The 18,960-nt window shown below is 65.7% G+C and carries 8 protein-coding genes; all 8 read right to left on the reverse strand.

Annotated elements, in window-relative coordinates; genetic code table 11:
• Positions 1–113: 113 nt before the first annotated feature.
• From dpdD to dpdE, 8 genes are read right to left on the reverse strand one after another with little or no spacing between them, the layout of a single operon-like run.
• On the reverse strand, positions 114–2,186 hold the full coding sequence (dpdD, locus tag B082_RS0111095) for a protein DpdD (protein WP_018551865.1): 2,073 nt from the start codon (positions 2,184–2,186) through the stop codon (positions 114–116).
• On the reverse strand, positions 2,183–2,704 hold the full coding sequence (gene dpdK / locus B082_RS0111100; RefSeq protein ID WP_026249658.1) for a phospholipase D-like domain-containing protein DpdK: 522 nt from the start codon (positions 2,702–2,704) through the stop codon (positions 2,183–2,185). The genes dpdD and dpdK overlap by 4 nt, the downstream gene beginning before the upstream one ends.
• On the reverse strand, positions 2,701–7,227 hold the full coding sequence (dpdJ, locus tag B082_RS0111105; RefSeq protein WP_018551867.1) for a protein DpdJ: 4,527 nt from the start codon (positions 7,225–7,227) through the stop codon (positions 2,701–2,703). Before dpdJ ends, dpdK begins: the two co-directional genes overlap by 4 nt.
• Positions 7,224–7,916, reverse strand: coding sequence for a hypothetical protein (locus tag B082_RS0111110; protein ID WP_018551868.1), 693 nt, complete (start codon positions 7,914–7,916; stop codon positions 7,224–7,226). The genes dpdJ and B082_RS0111110 overlap by 4 nt, the downstream gene beginning before the upstream one ends.
• The gene (gene dpdH, locus B082_RS0111115) at positions 7,913–10,990 is read right to left on the reverse strand and encodes a protein DpdH (RefSeq protein WP_018551869.1); all 3,078 of its coding nucleotides are present in this window, start codon (positions 10,988–10,990) and stop codon (positions 7,913–7,915) included. Before dpdH ends, B082_RS0111110 begins: the two co-directional genes overlap by 4 nt.
• Positions 10,983–11,873: a protein DpdG gene (gene dpdG, locus B082_RS0111120; protein WP_018551870.1), complete on the reverse strand. Its 891-nt coding sequence runs from the start codon at positions 11,871–11,873 to the stop codon at positions 10,983–10,985. The genes dpdH and dpdG overlap by 8 nt, the downstream gene beginning before the upstream one ends.
• Positions 11,873–14,467, reverse strand: coding sequence for a protein DpdF (gene dpdF, locus B082_RS0111125; protein WP_018551871.1), 2,595 nt, complete (start codon positions 14,465–14,467; stop codon positions 11,873–11,875). Before dpdF ends, dpdG begins: the two co-directional genes overlap by 1 nt.
• Positions 14,460–17,789, reverse strand: a complete 3,330-nt coding sequence (dpdE, locus tag B082_RS0111130; RefSeq protein WP_051094607.1) for a protein DpdE — start codon at positions 17,787–17,789, stop codon at positions 14,460–14,462. The genes dpdF and dpdE overlap by 8 nt, the downstream gene beginning before the upstream one ends.
• Positions 17,790–18,960: the final 1,171 nt, after the last annotated feature.

Below are 18,960 nucleotides of genomic sequence, written 5' to 3' on the forward strand. Positions count from 1 at the left end.
CGAGCCTGTAGGCGGGTGCCGACCAGCAGCGATGACTTTATGAGCCTCACACGCCGAGGTCGAGGCGGTCGCGGGCCCGGGTGACGGCAACGTAAGCGAGGCGGGCTTCTACCTCAAACCTTGCCGGCGCGTAGCAAGCCGTGTATTGCCGCGCGCAGAAGAGAGGCCGAACCACTGCCGTCCGCATATTCGGTAACAGCTGATTTTGCGTGCTGTGTGATGAGCCCTGTGGCGGCGTGCTTGGCACAGCGGGTGGCCAAGACGATCACGTCTGCCTGTCGGGCTTTTTGACGCAGTTGGGAACTTCCTACGCTGTCGTGGGAAGCGGTCACTTTGAGGCCAGGGACAAGTTGCTGAAGCGTCTCGCTGACTCGGTCGAGCACTCGTTCGTCGAGGGAGTACAGCAGGAGTTGGCACCCCGTTGCGGCCTTGAGTTCTGCTTCGGCGTCTTGTGCTTCGCCTTCGCTGGGCTGGCTCTGCCAGTCCAGTTCAATGCCGAGTTCCGTGGACAGGCGGCGCGCCATGCTCAGGTCGCCGGGGTCCAAGCGCCCCTGGTGCACGCTCAGTGGTAGCAGCAGTGCCAGGGCGAAGGTTTCGCGTGCGTTTGGCTCGGGGCTGGCTTCCATGACGAGGCGGTCGGCGAAGTCCAGTGCGATGGCGGCTCGTTCGGGGGCCACCCAGCGTTCGCAGGTGTCGGCGAGTTCTTCCAGCAGTTGTTTGTAAGTAGCGGCGGAAGGACTGGAGCGCAGGACGATTTCGGTGAGGGCCTGTACGGCTAGCAGGTCTCCTGGGCCGAGCCAGTCGTATGCCAGTGCGCAGGTGATCAGGGCGCGTGCGCTCAAGGGGGCAGGCTGGCCGTACCCGACGCTGTCGATGAAGGCGCCCACGTATCGCCAGATTTTTGCCTGGCTGTCGTCGGGGAGGTCCTCCAGCACGGTGGCGATGTGCCGGTCGTCTTGGGCTGGTGATGGCCAGTCGGTCCACGCTTCCTGGTCCAGGATGCTGGTCAGGTGGGCGTGGCCGTCGGCGACCGCGCTCATCAACTCCGGCCAGGAGGTGGGAGTTGCTGGTGTGGGTGGTGCGTCCGCGTGGTGTGCCGGGGACGCGGGGGCGGGAACTTCGGGCGTTTCGGTGGATTTGCTTGTCTGGTGGGTTGGTATCCCGTCCGGCTGGACGTTGTGCAACGCGGTGATAGCGCTACGAAGAGCCAAGGGAAGGGATTCGAGGGGTGCGTTCTTTTGGAGGGTGGTGAGAACTGTTTGGGTGCTTGCCAAGTCCTCTCGGCTCACGGCGGCGAGGAGAAGGACGGTGAGGGCTTCAGTGGAGTATGAGGCTTGGGCATCTTCGAAGGGCGCAAGGGCGAGGAAGCCTCGATCGCGCAGGGCTTGTTGGGCGCCTGGCAGGTCACCGCAGGTGAGTGGTTCGTGCAGGTCGCATGCGTAGACAGCGTTAAGCACTGCTTCCTTGACGGGGATCGGCGGGTTTTGCCGCACGATGTCGCCCAGGTCAGGGTAGTCGAGCAGTTCCTGGTCGAGGCCAAGGCGGGAGAGCCGTTTGATGCGCAGGTAGGCGAGGTTGACGGCGTTGATGCCGCCTTGCGCTGCCAACTGCTCGAGCGTTGCTTGGGAGGCTGCTTCGCCGCCGGCGGCCAGGGCAGCGTCGAACTCGGCCAGGAGTCGCCCCGTGGGTTTGGTTACGCGCCACAGGCGAGGGGGGCGACTGGCCAGGGTGCGCTGCATGAGCAGGGCGACGTCGGTCAGTTTCTGGCGGTAGCGGCGGTTGGGGTGGGTTTCCAGGCGGAAGGTGGTTGCTTCGCCGGCGAGGTCCAGCAGTGCGGACTCGATGGGGTCGTTGACGTCGAGGGTGCACGGACGCACGCCTGCGTCGATGAGGTACGTCGGTCCGGCGAATGCGGTGATGATCTGGGCCATGAGCGCCGCGTGTGCTTCGCCACGGGCGGTGACGTAGATGGCGAAGCGGTCCTGGGCTTGCTGGTAGCGGGGCAGGACGAGGGGAATGTCAGTACTGCGGCGCAGCAGGTCGACGAAGGGCCGGGCTCGTTTGCCCTTGCGGGGGTCGGGATCCATTCCTGGCCACGCGTCGTTGCCTGGGCCGAAGAAGCGCTGAAAGAGGTCGTCCAGGTCCTGTGTGGTCCAGGCCGGGGCGCTTTGGCGTGGGGTGGTCACTGATGCTCCTTCCAGCGCTGGGCGAGTTCGAGGCGTGCCTGGCCTGCATGGCTGCCTCCCACCTTGTAGGTCACGGCTTCATCGTTTTCCAACAAGCCGCGCACGGTGAAGTTCATTGACCCGGTGAGCAGCCAGTCACGGCCGCAGATGGTCTTTTCGTGGACGGAGACGTCTTGCACCACGCGGACGGATTGGGCAGGGGTGCGGCGGTGCAATCGGGCGAGGAAGTGGGCGTTGTGGGGATCGGGGCGGGTGACGACGGTGAGGGCGGAGCCAGCGGTCACGATCCGGGCGAGGAGGTCGGATAGTGAGCAGGCGCTGGGAGGGGTGTCGCCGAACAGGTCGTCGTATGATCCGTGGCTGTTGTCCACGACGTGGACGTCGCTGATCCAGGGCGAGACCAGCCACATTCTGGGTCCGGGGAAGAGAAGTTCTCCCATCAGGGCCGTGGCAAGAATGGTGTCGGGGTTTTCACCGGTGGGTCCGCCGGTGCGTACGGGGCGCTGGAGTCCATTCATTGTGTGGCCTCTCGGATGTCCACTCGTACGTGCCATTGCTGGCCGTGGCGGCTCATGCTTTGCATTTCTCCGTGTACGCGCATCGCGTCTCGGTCGATCGGCAGGGCCGGCACCCGGACGATGGCGTCGGCCAGTGCGGTGGTGGCTTGGGTGTCTGCGGTCAACACGGCGGCGGCGTGTTGGGCTAGTGCGGTTTGGTAGCGCTCTTCCCAGCCTTCTTCGGTGACGTCGATGTGGGGCAGTTGTTCGTCGTGTGCTGCGGTGGCCAGGAGTCGGTCCAGGCTGGCGGGGCGGTCGAGATAAGGCTGGTAGTGCTGGAGATGGTGGTTGCGGGCGTCGCGGCCACGCGGCCAGAGCAGGCTGAAGGCTTGGTCGGCGCTAAGGCGCGGTCCCGGGCCGGTGAGCATGCGGCCTGATCCGACGGCGTAAGCGATGACGCGGGCATCGACTTCCACGCCCAGGCGTTGTTCCAGGGACCGCCATCCTCCGACCAATGCCAGTGTGCTGGCGTCGGTGGCGGGAGTGCTGCCGGGACGCAGCAGCCGGGTTGACAGTGCTGCCACTGCGCTGTGGCGTGGGGGGCCGTCGATGTCGCTCCAGGCCTCGCGCAGTGTTGTCAGCGCTTGGTTGGATTCGGCGGCGGAGGTGTGGGCCCGCAGGGCTGCCATGGCACGTGCTGCCTTGCCGTTGGGCTGGGTGGTCACGTGGTGCAGGAGTCGGGTGACGGTGGAGTCGACGTATTCGTAGTCGTTGGGGGTCAGTGCTGATTCGACCAGGCGCCAAAAGCGCCGCGGGTCTTCGGCGTAGTGCCGGGAGAGCTGCTCGATGACACCTAGACCTCCGATGGAGGTTTCGCTGAGCCAGATCGCGGCCGCGTTGTGGCTGTGTGCGGGCAGTTCCACGTCCACAATCAGGTCGCCGTCTTGGGCGTCGGGGCAGGCGCGAAGGGCGGCGCTCAAGATGGCTGCGGCCATGGTGTCGGTGTAGGTACGTCGTGCCAGGTCGGCTGTGCGCTGGGCGATGTCCGAGGCCACGAGGAGGTGTCCGGCGCGGTCGAGTGCGTCGATGACGACGGGTTGCTCGCTGAGTTCGGTGAGGGTGGCGATGAGGCGTTCGTTGCTCTGTGCGGGTGATGTAGCTGGGTCGTCGCGGTAGAGCACGCTGAGGATCTCGCTCAGGTCGTCTCGCCAGGTTCCGGTGGCGAGCAGCTGGCGGATCGATGCCGGGGCGGGGCTGTTTTCTGCCAGGCCTCGCAGGGAGAACGACGTCAGGTAGGCCAGGGCCAGCCAGCCGCGCTGGAATTGGTTGGTCACCTCGCTGAGGGCGGCGTCGCTGTCGACGGCGTGGAAGAAGGCCAGGGTGCGCCATTGGGGCGAGGTCAGATACTGGGCGACCTGGGGGTGGCTGGTGTCGAGGGGCGCCAGGGTGAAGGAGGCTGCGTCCACGTTCAGTCGGAAGCCGAGTGCGGCCGGTTCCCCGTTCAGGGTGTAGCGCACGGTGCGTGCGTCGGTGGTGCCCCCGTCGTAGCTGACCTCAAAGCGCGATCCGCATGTCATGCGGCGCACCTCGATGGGGTTGCCTGCCTCGTGGGTGGCGAAGCCCACGCTGGTGATGCGTTGTCCCCAGGGCGAGGGGTGGGGAATATCGGCGGGCAAGGGGCGTGCGCCGGCTTCGACGACGAGTTGTGAGCCCCACAGAGGAAATCCTTGGGACCGGTCGGCGACCTGCTTGTCCGGCTTGCTCAATTGCAGTCGGTGCGGGCGAAGGACGACGACGTCTGACGGTTCTTGGCCGGTGAGGGTTGGGGTCCAGCGGCCTTCGGCGGTCGAGACGGGCACGAGGGTGCTGTCGAGTTCCAGGGTGTCCTGGCCCAGTGGCGGGATGGGCAGCCAGGTGCGGTGGTCGTCGTGCTGGTGGCCGTAGCGGCGGCTGATTCTTCCCGGTACGGCCTCGCGCAGGGCTCTGGCAATCGGCAGCAGTTCATCGGCGCTGTCCTGCTCAGCCGTGTTGGCTGTGGGCTGCGCAGCGAAGGGCAGGATCAGGGCGACTTCGGGCACGTTCAGGGGGTCGAACAGGGTGCGTGTGATGAACTCCGGGAGCACCGCTCTGGGTTCGGCGCCGGGGTCTTTGTCCTGGAGGACTTGCCAGTCGTTCTTCAGCCGGCGCAGCGCGGTGGGAACGACGCTGAGGAGCAAGGAGCGCGGCTCTTCCCACAGCAAGGCTTGTACGTCGTCGGCGGTCAGGTGCAGTGACGCCTTGAGGTGGCGGGCCAGGTCGTCTTGGAGAGCGGGAGTGGTCAACAGACTCTCCAGCAGGTGCGCCAAGGCTTCACCAGCGGCCTTCTTTTCCTTGCTGCTGCTTCCCCCGCTGGGTGCGGTCAGCAGCCCTCGAGGGTCGGCCCACCAATGGCTGGGGCGGATCTTGCGCCCGGCCCAGTCCAGCAGTGATTGCGCTCCTTGAATCTTGATGACGAAGCGATTGTGGACCGGAAGGTGGCGTGCGGGCACTTCGGGCTGAAACAGCGTTTCGTAGGCCTGGTAGGCCAGACGGTCGCGACCGTAGTCGGAGAGGGTGATGACGGTCAGGGGGCGCATGGCGCGTTGGCGGCCGGCCCGGCCGCGGCGCTGGATGAAGGCTGCCGCGTCGTGGGGTGCCTTGTGCTGGAGTACCAGTCCCACGCGGGGGTCGTTGAATCCGACCTCGAGGGAGGCCGTCGCCACCGTCAGGTTCGCTTGGAGATCGACTCCGACGTCCTGGGAGGAGGTGCGTGCGATGCGCAAGGCGTGGTTGGCCCTGCCAGCAGCGAGTACGTGGCCGATTTTCTCCATGAGGTCCCAAGACTGGCCCTCACGGTAGCGTGCCTGGTGCTGGGCGCGCGTCGGGGCCCGCAACGCTGCAAGAACCGGCTTCTTCCCCGGCTTACCGTAGCGGTTTTGTCCTCCTTCGGCGTCCCTGAGATCGTCGTAGAAGCGATTGGTGACGTCCAGGTCGTCGGTGAAGAGGAATCCGGTGGAGCCGTAGAGTGCCGCGTCCTCTTCCGGATCGAGCATGCGTCCAAAGAGCATGGCTGTCTGGATCGACGTCGACAACAAACTGCTGCCTGCGATCGGATCGCCACGCAAGGCCAAGGCGTATTCGCGGCCCTCGTGGTCCATGCTGTCATCGGTGGGCTGAATGTATTCCACGCGGCTTTCGCGCAGTCCTACCAGGCGGGCGAAGAACCCTGCAGCATCGCGCAGGGTCGCGCTCAGGCCGACGAAAGCCACCGGTTTGCGGACAGCGTGCTGCCAACGGCGCAGCAGCAGGGCGGTTTGCGCTCCGTGGATCCCCGAGTAGGTGTGTACCTCGTCAAGCAGGACGAGGGAAGGCACTGCGCCGCCTTGCCAGCCCAGCAGGCGGCTGAGCCCGCCACCGGCGCTGTTCAGGTTGAGCATTTCGGTTGTCGTGAACAGCAGGTCAGGAGGTGTGTCTTCCTGAGATTTACGAGTCAGGGCAAGGACGCCGTGGGGAATGGTGGCACGGCAGGCTGGAGCCAGACAGGTCAGGCGCTCTTGATTGCTCCGGCGATCAGCATCACGCCACAGCAGTTCACCGCGCTCGCACGCGGGGCAGGTCAGGTACGGGCAGACGGCGCCATCGCGCGTGCGCTTCCAGGCAGTACGGCCCGTGGCGCCGGGTAGCAGGCGAGTGTCGTCTTGGCGGTACGGCGTGTCTCCGTACAGGGCTCCCAGTCGAAACGGCCGACGCCCCAACTTCAGCAGGGCAGGCTCCAGTGAGCGTGCGGTGCTCAATGCCTCGCGCAACTGGTCCCGTAGAAGTTCCTTGCGGGGATACAACGCGAGCGTATGCAGGCGAAAGGTGTTGGGGCGAGCGCGCTCGGCCATGGCCGCAAAAGCTGGCAGATAAAAAGCCAGAGTCTTGCCGCTGCCGGTGCCAGCGCCCACGATGACGCCACTGGAGTGAGGGCGTTGCAGGGCGCCAGTCACCGCCGCGGTGGCCTCGACCTGGAAGCGGGCGAGGTCGCGGGCGCCGATCTGGGTTTGCGCCACCAGGTGTTGAACGGCTCCCCAGCCTGGTTGGCTGTCCAGTTCCTTCAGTGCTGTGGCTGCTGGAATGTTGCGTTGAGGGTAGCGGCGTGGCGCGGTGTGCAGGCGGTAGTCGGCCACGAGTCGCTTGCCGCTTTGCCACCACGGTGTGGACTCATCCCGCGCTTGCCAGGGAAAAAGCTGCCGCAGTTGTGCTGCGAGTCGGACACTCTCTGCAAGGCGTGTGCGGTACTGCGCAGGGGAGGTGTCGGGCACTTTGAAGAGCCAGGCCCGGTCGCGGAACTCATAGAGCAGGTCCTCGCTCGACATCTGCGCAACGTCCGCGGGGGCCTTGGGCAGCAAGGATTCTATGACGTCGAGGACTTCATGCTCGGTCAGGGATCCGTCGGTGATACCCCACGACACGAGAGGCAGTTCGCGGTCCTCGAGGGCGTTGAGGACCAGGTTGTAAAAGCGCGCCAGCGCAGGTGAGATCACGCTCGCCTCCTTCGGACTTCCAGGTCGCCATCGAGTTGGCACTGGCGCAGCAGCGCGATTTCTGCGTCGGTGATGTCCTTCAGTAGCTGCGAGGTACCAGATGCCAGGCGGTCCAGCAGTGTCTGCAGTTCCGGCGGGGGGGCCGGGGCGGTGCTGAGCAGTTCGGCCAGCTCAGCATGCGCGTTGGCAAACAGGGTGATCGCTGATGCATCGACTTCTGCGGTCCGGGCGGCTTTGACGAGGTCCTGGTGCAGTGACTTCGCTCGGCTCTGCTCGCTGATGGAGAGCATGACTTGCCGGGCCAGTTCCAGTCCGGCCAGTTGCGTCTGCGTCCACTGCCGCCAGGCCTCCTGACTGTCCCGGGCGATGCGCTCTACCGTTTTTTGTACTGCGGTCGATGCGCGAGTGAAGGCCGCGTTGGGGGGCAAGCCGCCGCCCTCGCACTGACGGGAGAATGCCGCCAGGCCGGAGCCGACTCCGGACAGGTCGATGTCCGGGCTTGCGGGTTGCATCATCAGCGAGCGGGCGATACGGAGGTGGCGCTGCAAGGTGACCAGGTGGGTCCGCAAGACGATGATGCGTTCGCTGATGCGCCGCGCTTCCTCTTCTCCCTTGGCTCCCTCGTTGAGACGGCGTGCTTCAGCCTGAAGGCGTTCTGCCTTTTGCAGGACAGACAGGGGCCCGCTCATCGGTCTTCTCCCTCTACGTTCATCGCCTGCCACTCGGTCAGAATGTCCTGAACTGCCCGGGCGGCTTCGTCGCCGTGGGAGTTGGTTCGAGATTCTGCGTGGTCCAAGGCAGCGGTCAGCCACGTCTCGCTGGCCACGAGAAACTCCTGCACGACCTGCACGGTTGCGCCGCGGTCTCGCGCGGCAGCAGTGATGGATGCCGCGTGGCGCGCAGCATCGGTGGCGTCTGAATCGTCGACTTTACGCAGGTCGTCCTCGAGTTGGTTGAGGATCTTCCAGTCGACGTCGCGGGCACCTTCCAGCAACTTGGTGATCTGCTTGAAGGTTGCCCGAGGGATCGAGATGCTCGCGTCCTCGGCGGCCGCGAGGGCGTCGCGTACTGCGGCCAGGACCTGCGCGGAAGTAGTACCGCGCGGATGATGCTGGCGAATGACGTCCAACTGACCGCGCAGGGAGGCGCTTTGGTTGTTGACGACGTCGATCCAGTTGGCGAAGTTCTTGACGGCCGGCTTCACGTGGTCCGGCGGCGGTTCCTTCCCTTCCATCTGCCAGTCCCACTGTGTGCACGCCTGACGCAACAGCGGCAGAGTTCGGGCAGCGTCGATCAGGCGCGGTTGCCCGTTGCCCTGAGCCACGCCCAGTGCGTTGCGAAGCCATTCGACCAGGGCGGGCCTGTTGGGGAGGTGGGACTCCAGCAGTTTGTTCCATGCAGGATCGCGGTCGGCTGCGTCCTGACGCTTCCATGAACGCCCGTCATGGAAGGCTGCCGCCAAGAGGTCGGCCTCGTCCATGCCAGGCCATGCAACACCAGCCAACGCAGCACCGATGAGCGAAGCCCTCAGTCCGAGGACCAGTTCGTCGTCGGTGATCTGCAGGCTTGTTTGCAGGGCCGTCGTAAAAGACGCAGCGTAGCGGTCTGCGTCGGCACTCAACCGGCGTACATGCTCTGCTCGTTGCGCGGGGTGGCCGTTCTTCATCAGCAGGATGCTGTGCAGGTAACGACTGTTTCGCGCGGTCCGCTTGATACGAATGGGTGCGGTCGCAGCGCCGACCAGGTTTTCCGTTGCCCCTTCGATGGAGACCACACGGGCGTTGACGGGCCACACGGCGCGGGCGGTGGTTTGAGATTGTTCCGGCATCAAGGGATCGATCCAGCGGTAGCGCTGGACGACCGCGCCGATGAGTGCGGTGCGCAGCTCCGAAGCAACGGACTGCAGGAGCACCTGGTCTCGAGTGAGCCAGTCATCCACTGCCTTGAGCTTGGCCAGAAGCGATGGTAGAAGGTCTGATTCAGCGGAGACAGGAGCGGTCGTCGTCGGCGTGCTGGTGACGGTGCTCCTCTTGTCCCCTTCAGCTTTTACCTGGGCTTTCGGCGTCTGTTTGATCGCTGTGCTGTCGCCAGAGAAGGTGCGGTGTTCCAAGGCGAAGGCGTCGATGACGGCGTTGGGCAGGGCGTCGGCGTGGGTGGGGGCGTTTCCCCAAAATTCCAGGACAAGCTTGCGGCGGAAGGCATCCAGGTGGTCCTCAGCCTCGACCACTTCCTGCACTTCGGCAGGCAGTGGGTCATCAACGGCTGCTGTAGGGAACTGAGAACGGAAGCGGGCGTCGGGGAAGGATCCTTCCTTGAGCGCGGTCGCGTGCTCGACCAGGACAGGACGGATCACGCTTCCCAAAACGGTGCGGGGGACAAACGCGTAAGGGTCGCTGCGTGGGGCAGTGGCGTGGATGGTGCGCACCAGCGCAGACTCGTTGAAGGGATAGAGCCCAAAGCCCTGGGAGGTTGCCCCGAACTGCTCGTGGCATTGGGTGATCAGGGGGCAGGATTCGCAGTGGTTGGTGACCTGTCCGTCGTCCGCGCTTTCCAGGGCGTCCCGTCCAAGGCGGGCGGCGTTCAGATACCGCCCGACGAACGAGGCGATCTCTTCCTCGCCTTGGTCGTCCTGGGTGAAGGGCACGTTGAGGTTGTAGACGTAGCCGGTCGTTGCCCGCACGCGGGTCAGGGCAGTTTCCGGCAGGTCCTTGAAGTAACCCGTGGTGACAGCCATGAGGGTGCGGATGGGCGCCAGGCTTGCGCTGCCAAAGCGGTTGCCCGCCTCGATGACCGCATCGAGAAGATCTTTCTGGACGCCCTGAATGAGTGCAAAGTCTTCGATCAGCAAAACGATCTCTTTGCCCTCGCGGGCGTACTCCCGCCGCACCTTGAGCATGGCGTCCTGCAGGCGGCCGGAGCCCAGGCTGGCTACCTGCTTGACGGCCGTTTCCAAGTGCTGGTTCAGCAGGTCAACGGCAGCCTGCTGCAGGAAGGGGTTACCCGAGATCGCGCCGACCAGTTTGATCGTGATCTGGGCGGCCTGGTGGAGATCGAGCAGGTCGGTCGGTAGATCGTCGATAGTGAAGGCCATGGGACGGTCTGGTTCGCCACCCGCGCGGTCATGAAGCAGCTGCTCTGCCAGTTCGGTGATGAACTTGCCCTGGGCGAGCATGGAGGCACTCACGTGGGGGTCTTGCAAGATGACGGTCAGGCCGCGGGGGCCGGCCAGGGGGCGGGCGTGCTGCGGAACGTCGCGGACTGTGGTGGCGGCCAGGGATTCACTCAGTGCGTTGACCAGTCGCCTGCTGAGCGTGGCGACGTCCATGCTGTCGGTGAAGCGATGGATGTCGTCGCGCAGTTTGGCCAGGTTGCCGTCCTGGACGCTGGCGAGGAGGGCGTCGATGACGGCCCGCAGACTCGTCTTGGCCTTTTCCAGGTAGATGACCTTGCGCTTGGCCGAGTCGGGCAGCGTTTCGCCTACCCAGCGCACCAGGTGGGATTTTCCCGTGCCGGAGTCACCCACAATCGGCACCAAAAGTGCACCGGTGTCGGATTTCAGTGCAAGGAACTCATCGCGGACGGTTTTCTCGTCGACCAGGGCGCCGTCGGCCAAAACGGAGCGCCCGTCCAGGCGGGAGCGGCGGATACGCAGCGGTGCATGCGTGGCCAGGAAGACCGCTCGGGAAGGGCTGACTGCTTCGGTGTTGATCGTCGTAGCTGCCGTTTCAGGCTTCCAGCACAAAAAGCCGCGAAGGTCAGCCATTCTGGTCCTCCGAGATGACGATGTCGGACACGTAGTGCGAGGGGCGGTCGGGGTCGTGAAGGCTCAGGATGCGCTGCGCATCGGCATCTTGCTGCAGAACGAGCCAGCCCTCGTCTTCACCGCGCAGGAGAGCAAAGGACAAGGCAGGGCCAGCCGATCGTGCTCCTGGGTCGGGGATTCCCAAGGCCGTGGCGTACTCACCGCCGGGAAGCACCGGTAGGGCTGTGCGCAGGGCCTGGGCGGCGTCAACGGCGTTGACGCGTTCCCCGATCCCCCACATCGTCAGCATGGTCTGTTTGATGGCTGCCGTGCAGTCCGGCGACAGGGGCCCCTTGCCCGAGGTGGGCAGCAAGGGAGTCGCTCCGAAGCCCAGGGCGGGGGCCCAGTGCACGAAGCGATTCCAGCGGGTGTCATTTTTGGAAGCGGTGCCCGCTTCGGGGTTGAGGTCGACAGACTGCTCAAGCTGAGCGATATCCCAAGTGGCGGCTTCGCCCAGGGGGTCTCGGGACAAGAACCACACGAGCGTACGGGTCAGGTCCCGCGGACCGGTCTGCGAAGGATCCTGTGCCAGTCCCGCATTGAGGTCACTGTCCAAGACAGCACGGCGAAGGCAGGCAGCGAACGCGGCGAAGTGCGTGCCGTCCACGCTCACAGCATGTCCAGCGAGCCGGATGCGGTTGTCTTCCTCTGCGATCAGCCCCAGGTCCCGCAGGGTGCGTACGGTTTGATCGAAGGTCTTGTTCTCCTTTCCCTCGGTGAGCGAGGGCGGAGCCAAGAACGACCGTGCCCGGTCGACGGGCAGTGGCTTGCCTTCTGCGGCAAGCAGTCGAACCACGGCCCACATAAAGGGTGGTACCGAGGCTTCCACATTCAGCAGGGCCATCAGAAAGACTCCAGGGCAGTACGTACCCACAGGTGGGCGCGGTGGATGGCAATGAGAGGGGCTTTGGGGCGGTCCGGATGCGTCAGGGACCGGGGATGCAGCAGGTACGTCACATCCTGGGACTCAAAACGCATCGCCGCTTCCGGCCCCATGACGGAATCCTCCGGGTCCATGAGCCAGACCAGGGGGTTGGTGTAGCGGTCGAGGAGGTCTCCATCGGAGTCCACGATGAGGGGATGCGGGCGCACGTCGCGCTGCAGTCGTCGGGTGGAAAGGCGGCTGATTCCCGGACCGCCCACGGCCGACATCCCCCGTGCCGCCAACCGCTCGAGCAGTTCGGGTATGAGTTCGTTGAACTCTTGTTGGGTTTCCCAGTAGATGGAAAGACACGAAAGGTCTGTCCTGAAGCGCTGCAGGGGATCTGCGCTGCTGGTGGGCCAGGACGGCACCGGGGGCCGGGGTTCCACGGCCAGTCGGTAGTAGCCGGCAGCACTCCCGCGCGCGGGGCCGTTCTTACGGCAGTGCGGGCACCCGCGGCAGGTGACTGCAGTGGGCAAGGTGCCCCCCTGGTACGGCACGCGATAATGCTCTGCCAGTGCCTCGCCCCAGCAGCGTTCACTGCGCAAAATGGTGCGCAGTCGCCCGCCCGCACTGTGCTGGTCGGCGATGATCTGCTGACGCACCTGGTTGAAGTGGGCGCCAAAGTAGTCAAGGTCATTGGTTTGGCCGTCGGCGAGGATGATGTCGAACTGCTTGCCCAGTGCGGCATAGAACGCATCGGATCGCTGCTGCCAGGCTGCGTCGGTTTCCTCAGGTGCGCGCACAGGCGGCTCAGGGATGGTCACCGTGATTAGGCCGGCTCTGACCATCAGGTTGAGGATGCGTTCGTTCCAGGTGCGATGTTGGTTGAAGCCTTCGTGCATATCGGCGGGCAGGGAATCAAGGCTGATCCGGTAGGCGCCGCTGGGGGTGCGAATGCGGTCGCGCCACATGGCCCGCCATCGTTTCCAGGCACGCTTGGTCGTCAGTTGCGGATCGCGGTTGAGGCGTTCGGCCAACTCCTCATCGCCGGGGGCGGTGGCCATGTAGGCGATGCAGGGGTTGCCGTCGCGCCCTGCGCGGCCGACTTCCTGGTAGTAGCGATCGGTGGTTTCCGGCAGGCAGGCGTGAACGACGGTGCGTACGTCGGCGAGGTCGACTCCCAGACCAAAGGCTGAGGTGCCGACGACCACGTCAAACCGGGTCGGGCTGGGCCCGGCAGGCGTGGAGCCCGCCCAGCCTTCCAGGGCAGCACGACGATCATCGTCCTTGGAGTCGCCGGTCACCTGGGTCACGCGGCGGAAGCCCACTGAGCGAAGCCGCTCAGCCCAGGCTTCGGCGTCCTTGACGCGCGTCGTGTACAGCGCCAGCGGCTTGGGCAGCATGGCGACGGCCTCGATGACGGCTTCCTGCCGCGTTTCCGGGTCCGGGCAGGTGTCGACGTAGTAGCTGGGCTCGTGGCGCAGTTGCGCCGCCCAGACCACCTGCGCCTGTCCTGGTTCGGCAAACAGTTGTTCCAGCAGGATGACCTGGCGGCTGGTGAGGGTGGCGCTCATGGCCACGGTCACCGGGGCCTGCCCTGCGGGGGCCTTGTGCAGCCAGGTGCGCCGGTGGCTGGCCATGGTTTGAAAATCGGGCCGAAAGCCTGTGCCCCACTGCTCGACCAGGTGTGCTTCATCGATGATGAAGTACTGCAGCAGTCCCGCCTCGGCAGCATCCTCCAGCGGCTTCTTCAGCGCCGTCACCACTGCTTCGGGCGAGGTGAACAGCAGGCGCTGGCGGCCGGTGCGGACGTCGTCGCAGATCTGCTGCTTGACCTCCTGCGGCAGGCCGCTGGTATAGGCGTAGCGTCCGGTCGGGCTTCGTTTGCCTTGCCGTTCAAGGGTGGCTTGCGTTCTGGCTTCCATGTCCAGGGCCAGGATGACGGTGGGCACGACCACAACGGACACGCCCCCGCGGGCACCGGCCAGCAGGGCTGAAGCCTGTGCGACCGCGGTCTTGCCGTGTCCGGTGGGCAGGCACGCGATCGTCGTGGTGCCGGCGGGGGCGAGTGCGACCGCTCGGGCCGCCTGCTGCTGTCCGACGGAGACGTACTCCTGGTATCCCAAGGCCTCGTGCCAAAAGGGATCGGCAGGCTGAGGTTCAAGGTGTCGCCGGAGCGGCGAGTCCTCTCCGAGGTAGACCTGTTCCAGATCCTTTTGAGCGTTGTCTTGTGCTTCGGGCGTCAGCGCTCGCGGGTGCCACGGTTGGGCGAAGACCCGCAGGCCTCGCGCGGTTGGAAGGGTCCGGCAGGCCATCTGTTCCCACTGCTCGCGGCTGGGCAGTGCCGGATCCAGGGGGACGTCGAGCCCGGTGTGGTTTCCCCTGACGGCAGCCTCCAGCAGCACCTGGCGGGTCAGCGCCGCAATGTCGCGCCAGGCGACCGCCTGGGTGTGCTGTGCCGCCTGGTCGGCCAGGGCGTCCTGCAGCCGTCGCAGGGTGCCGGCAGCCGTCTTCGACGGTATCTGGGGCCATGCGGCAAACAATTCCTGGGCCTGCGCCCACGCATCACTCATGGTGCTCCGCCTTCCGGAAGCCGCCGCGCACGATGCAGGTGGCAGCCACCACGCGCACCGAGGGGCGGATGAGCCCCTCCACGAGATCGCCTGCCACGGCAACATCCAGCAGATAGCTCTCGGTATCCCCCAGCAGATGACCGGCTGCCTGGCGCGCCTGGGCCTGGGCGGTTGCGACGGCGAGTTGCTGGCGTGCCTGCTCCTGCGCCGTGGTGCACCTGCTCACGAGGTCGGTCGCCTGGAACAGGTGGGCCCGGGCCGCGCCCTCGGCCGCTTGTGCCGCATGCCGGTACTCCTGCCAGCCACCGAACACAGCCAGCAGTTGGCCCTGGTTGGTGACATTGTAGTTCTGATCTCTCTTCGTTTCCTTGCCGTTCTTGTCCTTGCCGTAGGGGGCATTCAGCCAGGCGCAGACCGCCGGGTCGGCCAGAGCCGTGGGGTGCCCCGCGCGCGTCCACACCTTGAGGGTGAACGGGGGCATGAGGCGATCAGCCTGACGCCTCAGCGCGCGCCGGGCCTCCGGTACGTCTTCGAGGCGGCGCAGTGCGGCACTGATGTCCGCTTCCACGAGATACTCGAGTCCGAAGTAGGCCTCATCGGCTCCGCGACAGGTGGGGTCGAAGCGGCGGAAAGCTGTGGCCTGACCGCATTCATCGGTGAAGACGATGTCGGCGAGCAGGTCCACGAAGGGGTTGCCCGCGCGAAACAGCCTGGTTCCCGGGGCCCGCAACGCGGTGGACCGGTTGAAGACTCCCTGCGTCATGTCGGCATGCATGCGCTCGGCAGCTGCTTTGTAGCGGCGTGGGTCGATCAGCGGGCGTGAGGAAGCAACGTCGAAGTAATCGCGCTGGTGGCCTGCGACGGTACGCGTGCCGTGCCGGAAGCCCAGGCCGCCGTTGTTTCGGTCGGCGTAGTGCACCAGGTCCGTCCGCAGACGTGGCCAGTCTTGTTCCAGGCGATCCAGGGCGGCAGCAATCTGCCGTGTCTGCTCCGACGCCTCATGTACGGACTCCAGCATGTCCATGGTGTCGATATCCCGCTTGGCCTGGCGCAGTTCTTCGCGGATGCTGGGCGCCAGCGAGGTCAGCCGCCCCGGACCGTCGACGAGGGCTTGCCCCCACACACCGGGCAGCCCATCAGCAATGATGTCCTGCAGGGTAGAGACAGATGCGGTGAACAGGTCGTATCCCTCGTGCAGCACACGCGCCCACGCGCCGCAAAACGCCTCATCGCCTTCGCGGTCGCCCACGCGGAACTGCTGCGCCGGCCGGTTTTGGCGCAGCGATTCCACCCCGCGGTAGCGGTCCACGCGTCCGATCCGCTGCTCCAACCGGTTGGGATACCACGGCAGGCGCACGTGCACCACCGTGTCGGCGAGTTGCAGGTTCAGCCCGTCCTCGGCGGATGCGTCAACGACAAGGATCTGGGACTTCGTGGTGTCGCCTGCCGTGCGCCAAGCCAGCACGGCCTGCTCGCAGGCGTCCGATCCGACGTCGAGGGTGTGCAGGCCCACGACGGCCGCGGGTGCCTGCTCGCGCAGCGCATCGGCGACCTGCCCGGCCAGGCTTCCAGGGCCGCAGAAGATCACCGCCCTGGTTCCGGGGCGGACCACCGACAGCAGCGCCTTAGCCAGGACCGTACGGGCCGATACACCGGAGTGGTCGGCGTACTCCTGAATGTAGGCGTCCAGCAGGTCACTCTCGCCGGGCACCGGGGCCGGCGCGGCAAGGTAGCCGCGTTCCTGATCGGTGAGTCCTGCCTGGTCGGCGGCTCGACTGTCGTGGTGCACGCGCCAGCGCAAGGCAGAGAGCACGTCCTTGAACAGGGCCCCGGCCCGTGAGGCGAGTACCGCCAGCGCCATGCCGTAGGCGGTCTGCTGGGTTTCGTCGGCTTCGGTGTCCAGCAGGTGATCAGCGATCAGGGTGCGCCATTGCAGCAGCAGCGCCTGGGCCAACTGGTGTTCCCCGGATTCCACCGCGAGCAGGCGCGGGCGGGTACGTCCCCGCACTTCGTAGGGCACCAGGTCCGATGCTTCGTCGTCGCGCAGCACGGAGGCGCGGCGGTGGCGGATCACTCGTCGGTGCAGGCGGTAGGTCTCACTGAGGTGAGCCCTCAGTGCCTCGACGCGCACTTCCAGTTCCGGGGCCTGCTCCTCGTCCGCCAGTTCGTCGTCGTCGGTGAGCAGCGCCAGCACCTCGGTGGCCAGACCGTCGAAGTGGCCATCGTGGGGCACCAACTCACGCAGGTTGTGGATGGTCATCGGCAGCAGTGCCGGGAAGTAGGCATCCAACTGGAAGGCGCCGTCGGCGAAGTCTTTGCGCCGCCGGTAGCGCTCTTCGAAGGCGGCACGGTCGTCCCAGCGGTACAGGTGTTTATCCAGGAGGTGCAGCAGGCCCAGGTGGGTGACGTAATGTGAGGTCACCGGGGTGGCCGACAACAGCAGCAGGCGCGTGGCCGAGTGGGCGATGCCGCACAGTTCGCGGTAGGGCGACTGCGTCGGCTCGGTGATCGTCTGGACGAGAAGGTGCGCCTCATCGACGATCAGCAGGTCAGCCTCGCGGTAGGTAGCCCACTTGTCGGGGGTGTCGTGAGCGGTGAAGGTGATGCGTGCTTCGGGGAAGTCATCGATGAAGAACTTCTCCAGCATTTCGCTGCGCCATTGCCTGACCAGGGGCGCCGGCGCGAGCACGACAACTCGCGCGCGAGGGTTGTCGATCAGCGTCTGGCGAAAGATGTAGCCGGCTTGGACGGTTTTGCCCAGGCCCACCTCATCGGCCAGCAGGTAGCGCTGCACGGGGTCGGAAAGGACGGTCAGCGCGGCCTGGATCTGATGGGGGTAGATCTCGACAGCAGAAGACAGCAGGGCCGGGATACTTCCGCTGGCGCCGCGCTGGGCGATGAGGCCGTGCAGCATCGGCAGGCGGGCATCGTGGAAGTAGCCGGATTCGTTGCCTCCCGCGCCCAGTGTTGCCACCGGGTTCCTCACGGGCTGGTCCCAGCGCACGTGCAACTCTGTCGTGCGCACCGGCGGATGCACGTTCGGATGATTGGGGAACCGGACGTAGTACACGCCTGGGTCGCTCCCCTGAACCCGCCCCACGAACCAGACGCCCGTGCTCGGGTCACGCCGATACACGCGGGTCTGGTCGGGCAGGCTGACCGGCGTGCACAGGTGCGCAGCCACCCACTGCGTGTGAACAACCGGTTCCGCTATCGACTCGAAGAAGTCGACCTTGACGTTGTCGCCCTCGACTGCCGTGACACGCCCAACCCCCGGAGAACCGACAAACCGAACAAAACTCCCCACCCTTGGCCTTGACATCACACTTCCTTCACGGGGCGCTCACATCCGGCAGGCTGAAGCGTAAACGGCACCTCTGACAGTAACCCCGCCCGGGTATGCCAATCCGGTCTGCGATCACGAGAGTAGGGTCTCCGCCTTAGGGTGATTTGTGCCGTCTCATGCCGCCCCTCCCTTGTGTCGACGTTCACTCACGCTAGCGGTGATCACGCCATTCGTGGTCTCTCTGATCGGGTTGGCCGCTCGTAACGTGCCGCAGGACGCCGGGCGGGCCGACTCGAGTACTTCCTGCCGCCCGCAAAAGCTGGCTCTCTTTGGGTGTGTCGACCTGCCCGGTGTCCGTTCGCGGCTTGACTCAACAGAGGCATGAGCATCGGCCACCCCACGCTTCTCGAAGTCGGGATGTCACCTGCGGATTCCACTGACCCGACGTCCGAGAGAGAGGACCGCCGATGATGCTGATCGGTATCGATCCGCACAAGTCGACCCACACGGCCACGGCCGTGGATCCCGAGACCAACCGTGATCTGGCATCGATCCGCATCGACGTGACGCTCTAGGAGTACCAGCACATGCTGGACTGGGATGCCAGTGGCTCGAGCGGCGATGGGCCGTCGAGAACACCAGGGGCCTGGGACGCCATCTGACTTCATGGCTGCTTGCCCGGGGGCAATGCACCAGAACGACTGGTCGCGCGCCGAGTCGTTCGCCGAACGGGCCGTTAACCTGCTGGACGACGCGTTCACCCGGGCCGCCTGCGGCACCATCCTGATCAACAAGGCCGATTTCTTCGCTAGCCAGAGCGACAACCGGCGGCAGGAATTCCTCCAGCGCGGGAATAAGCACTTCGAGGTGGCCTCCCTCGGACCGGGCGATGTCGCTGGCGGAGAGCGTCACGGAGTGCGACGTCCCGGAATAGTCCACGCCGATCGCCGAGTTGCTTCACGAGCGGAAGCTGATCTACAGCGGCCTGCGCCTGGACCTCCGATACGACCTGGCACTGGACTCGGTCCGCCAAGCCGACGTGCTGTCCCGCCGATGGAGAAACCTGTCGGAGTAGGGCCTCCCCGCTGAAGGTCCAAGGGGTCGACTCCCGACGGAGTCGGCCCCTTGGGTCTGAGTTGGAGCGCCCTCATCACTCCCGGCTCCGCTCACCATCCATGCGCCGAGCGTGGAATACCGGCACTGCCAT

The organism is Streptomyces sp. ATexAB-D23, assembly GCF_000373645.1.
GTDB classification, from domain to species: Bacteria; Actinomycetota; Actinomycetes; order Streptomycetales; family Streptomycetaceae; genus Streptomyces; species Streptomyces castrisilvae.

Coding starts and splice junctions, on each gene's coding strand:
- dpdK (WP_026249658.1), bottom strand. CDS start 2,704: ATGAATGGACTCCAGCGCCCCGTACGCACCGGCGGACCCACCGGTGAA.
- B082_RS0111110 (WP_018551868.1), bottom strand. CDS start 7,916: ATGAGCGGGCCCCTGTCTGTCCTGCAAAAGGCAGAACGCCTTCAGGCT.
- dpdH (WP_018551869.1), bottom strand. CDS start 10,990: ATGGCTGACCTTCGCGGCTTTTTGTGCTGGAAGCCTGAAACGGCAGCT.
- dpdG (WP_018551870.1), bottom strand. CDS start 11,873: ATGGCCCTGCTGAATGTGGAAGCCTCGGTACCACCCTTTATGTGGGCC.
- dpdF (WP_018551871.1), bottom strand. CDS start 14,467: ATGAGTGATGCGTGGGCGCAGGCCCAGGAATTGTTTGCCGCATGGCCC.
- dpdE (WP_051094607.1), bottom strand. CDS start 17,789: ATGTCAAGGCCAAGGGTGGGGAGTTTTGTTCGGTTTGTCGGTTCTCCG.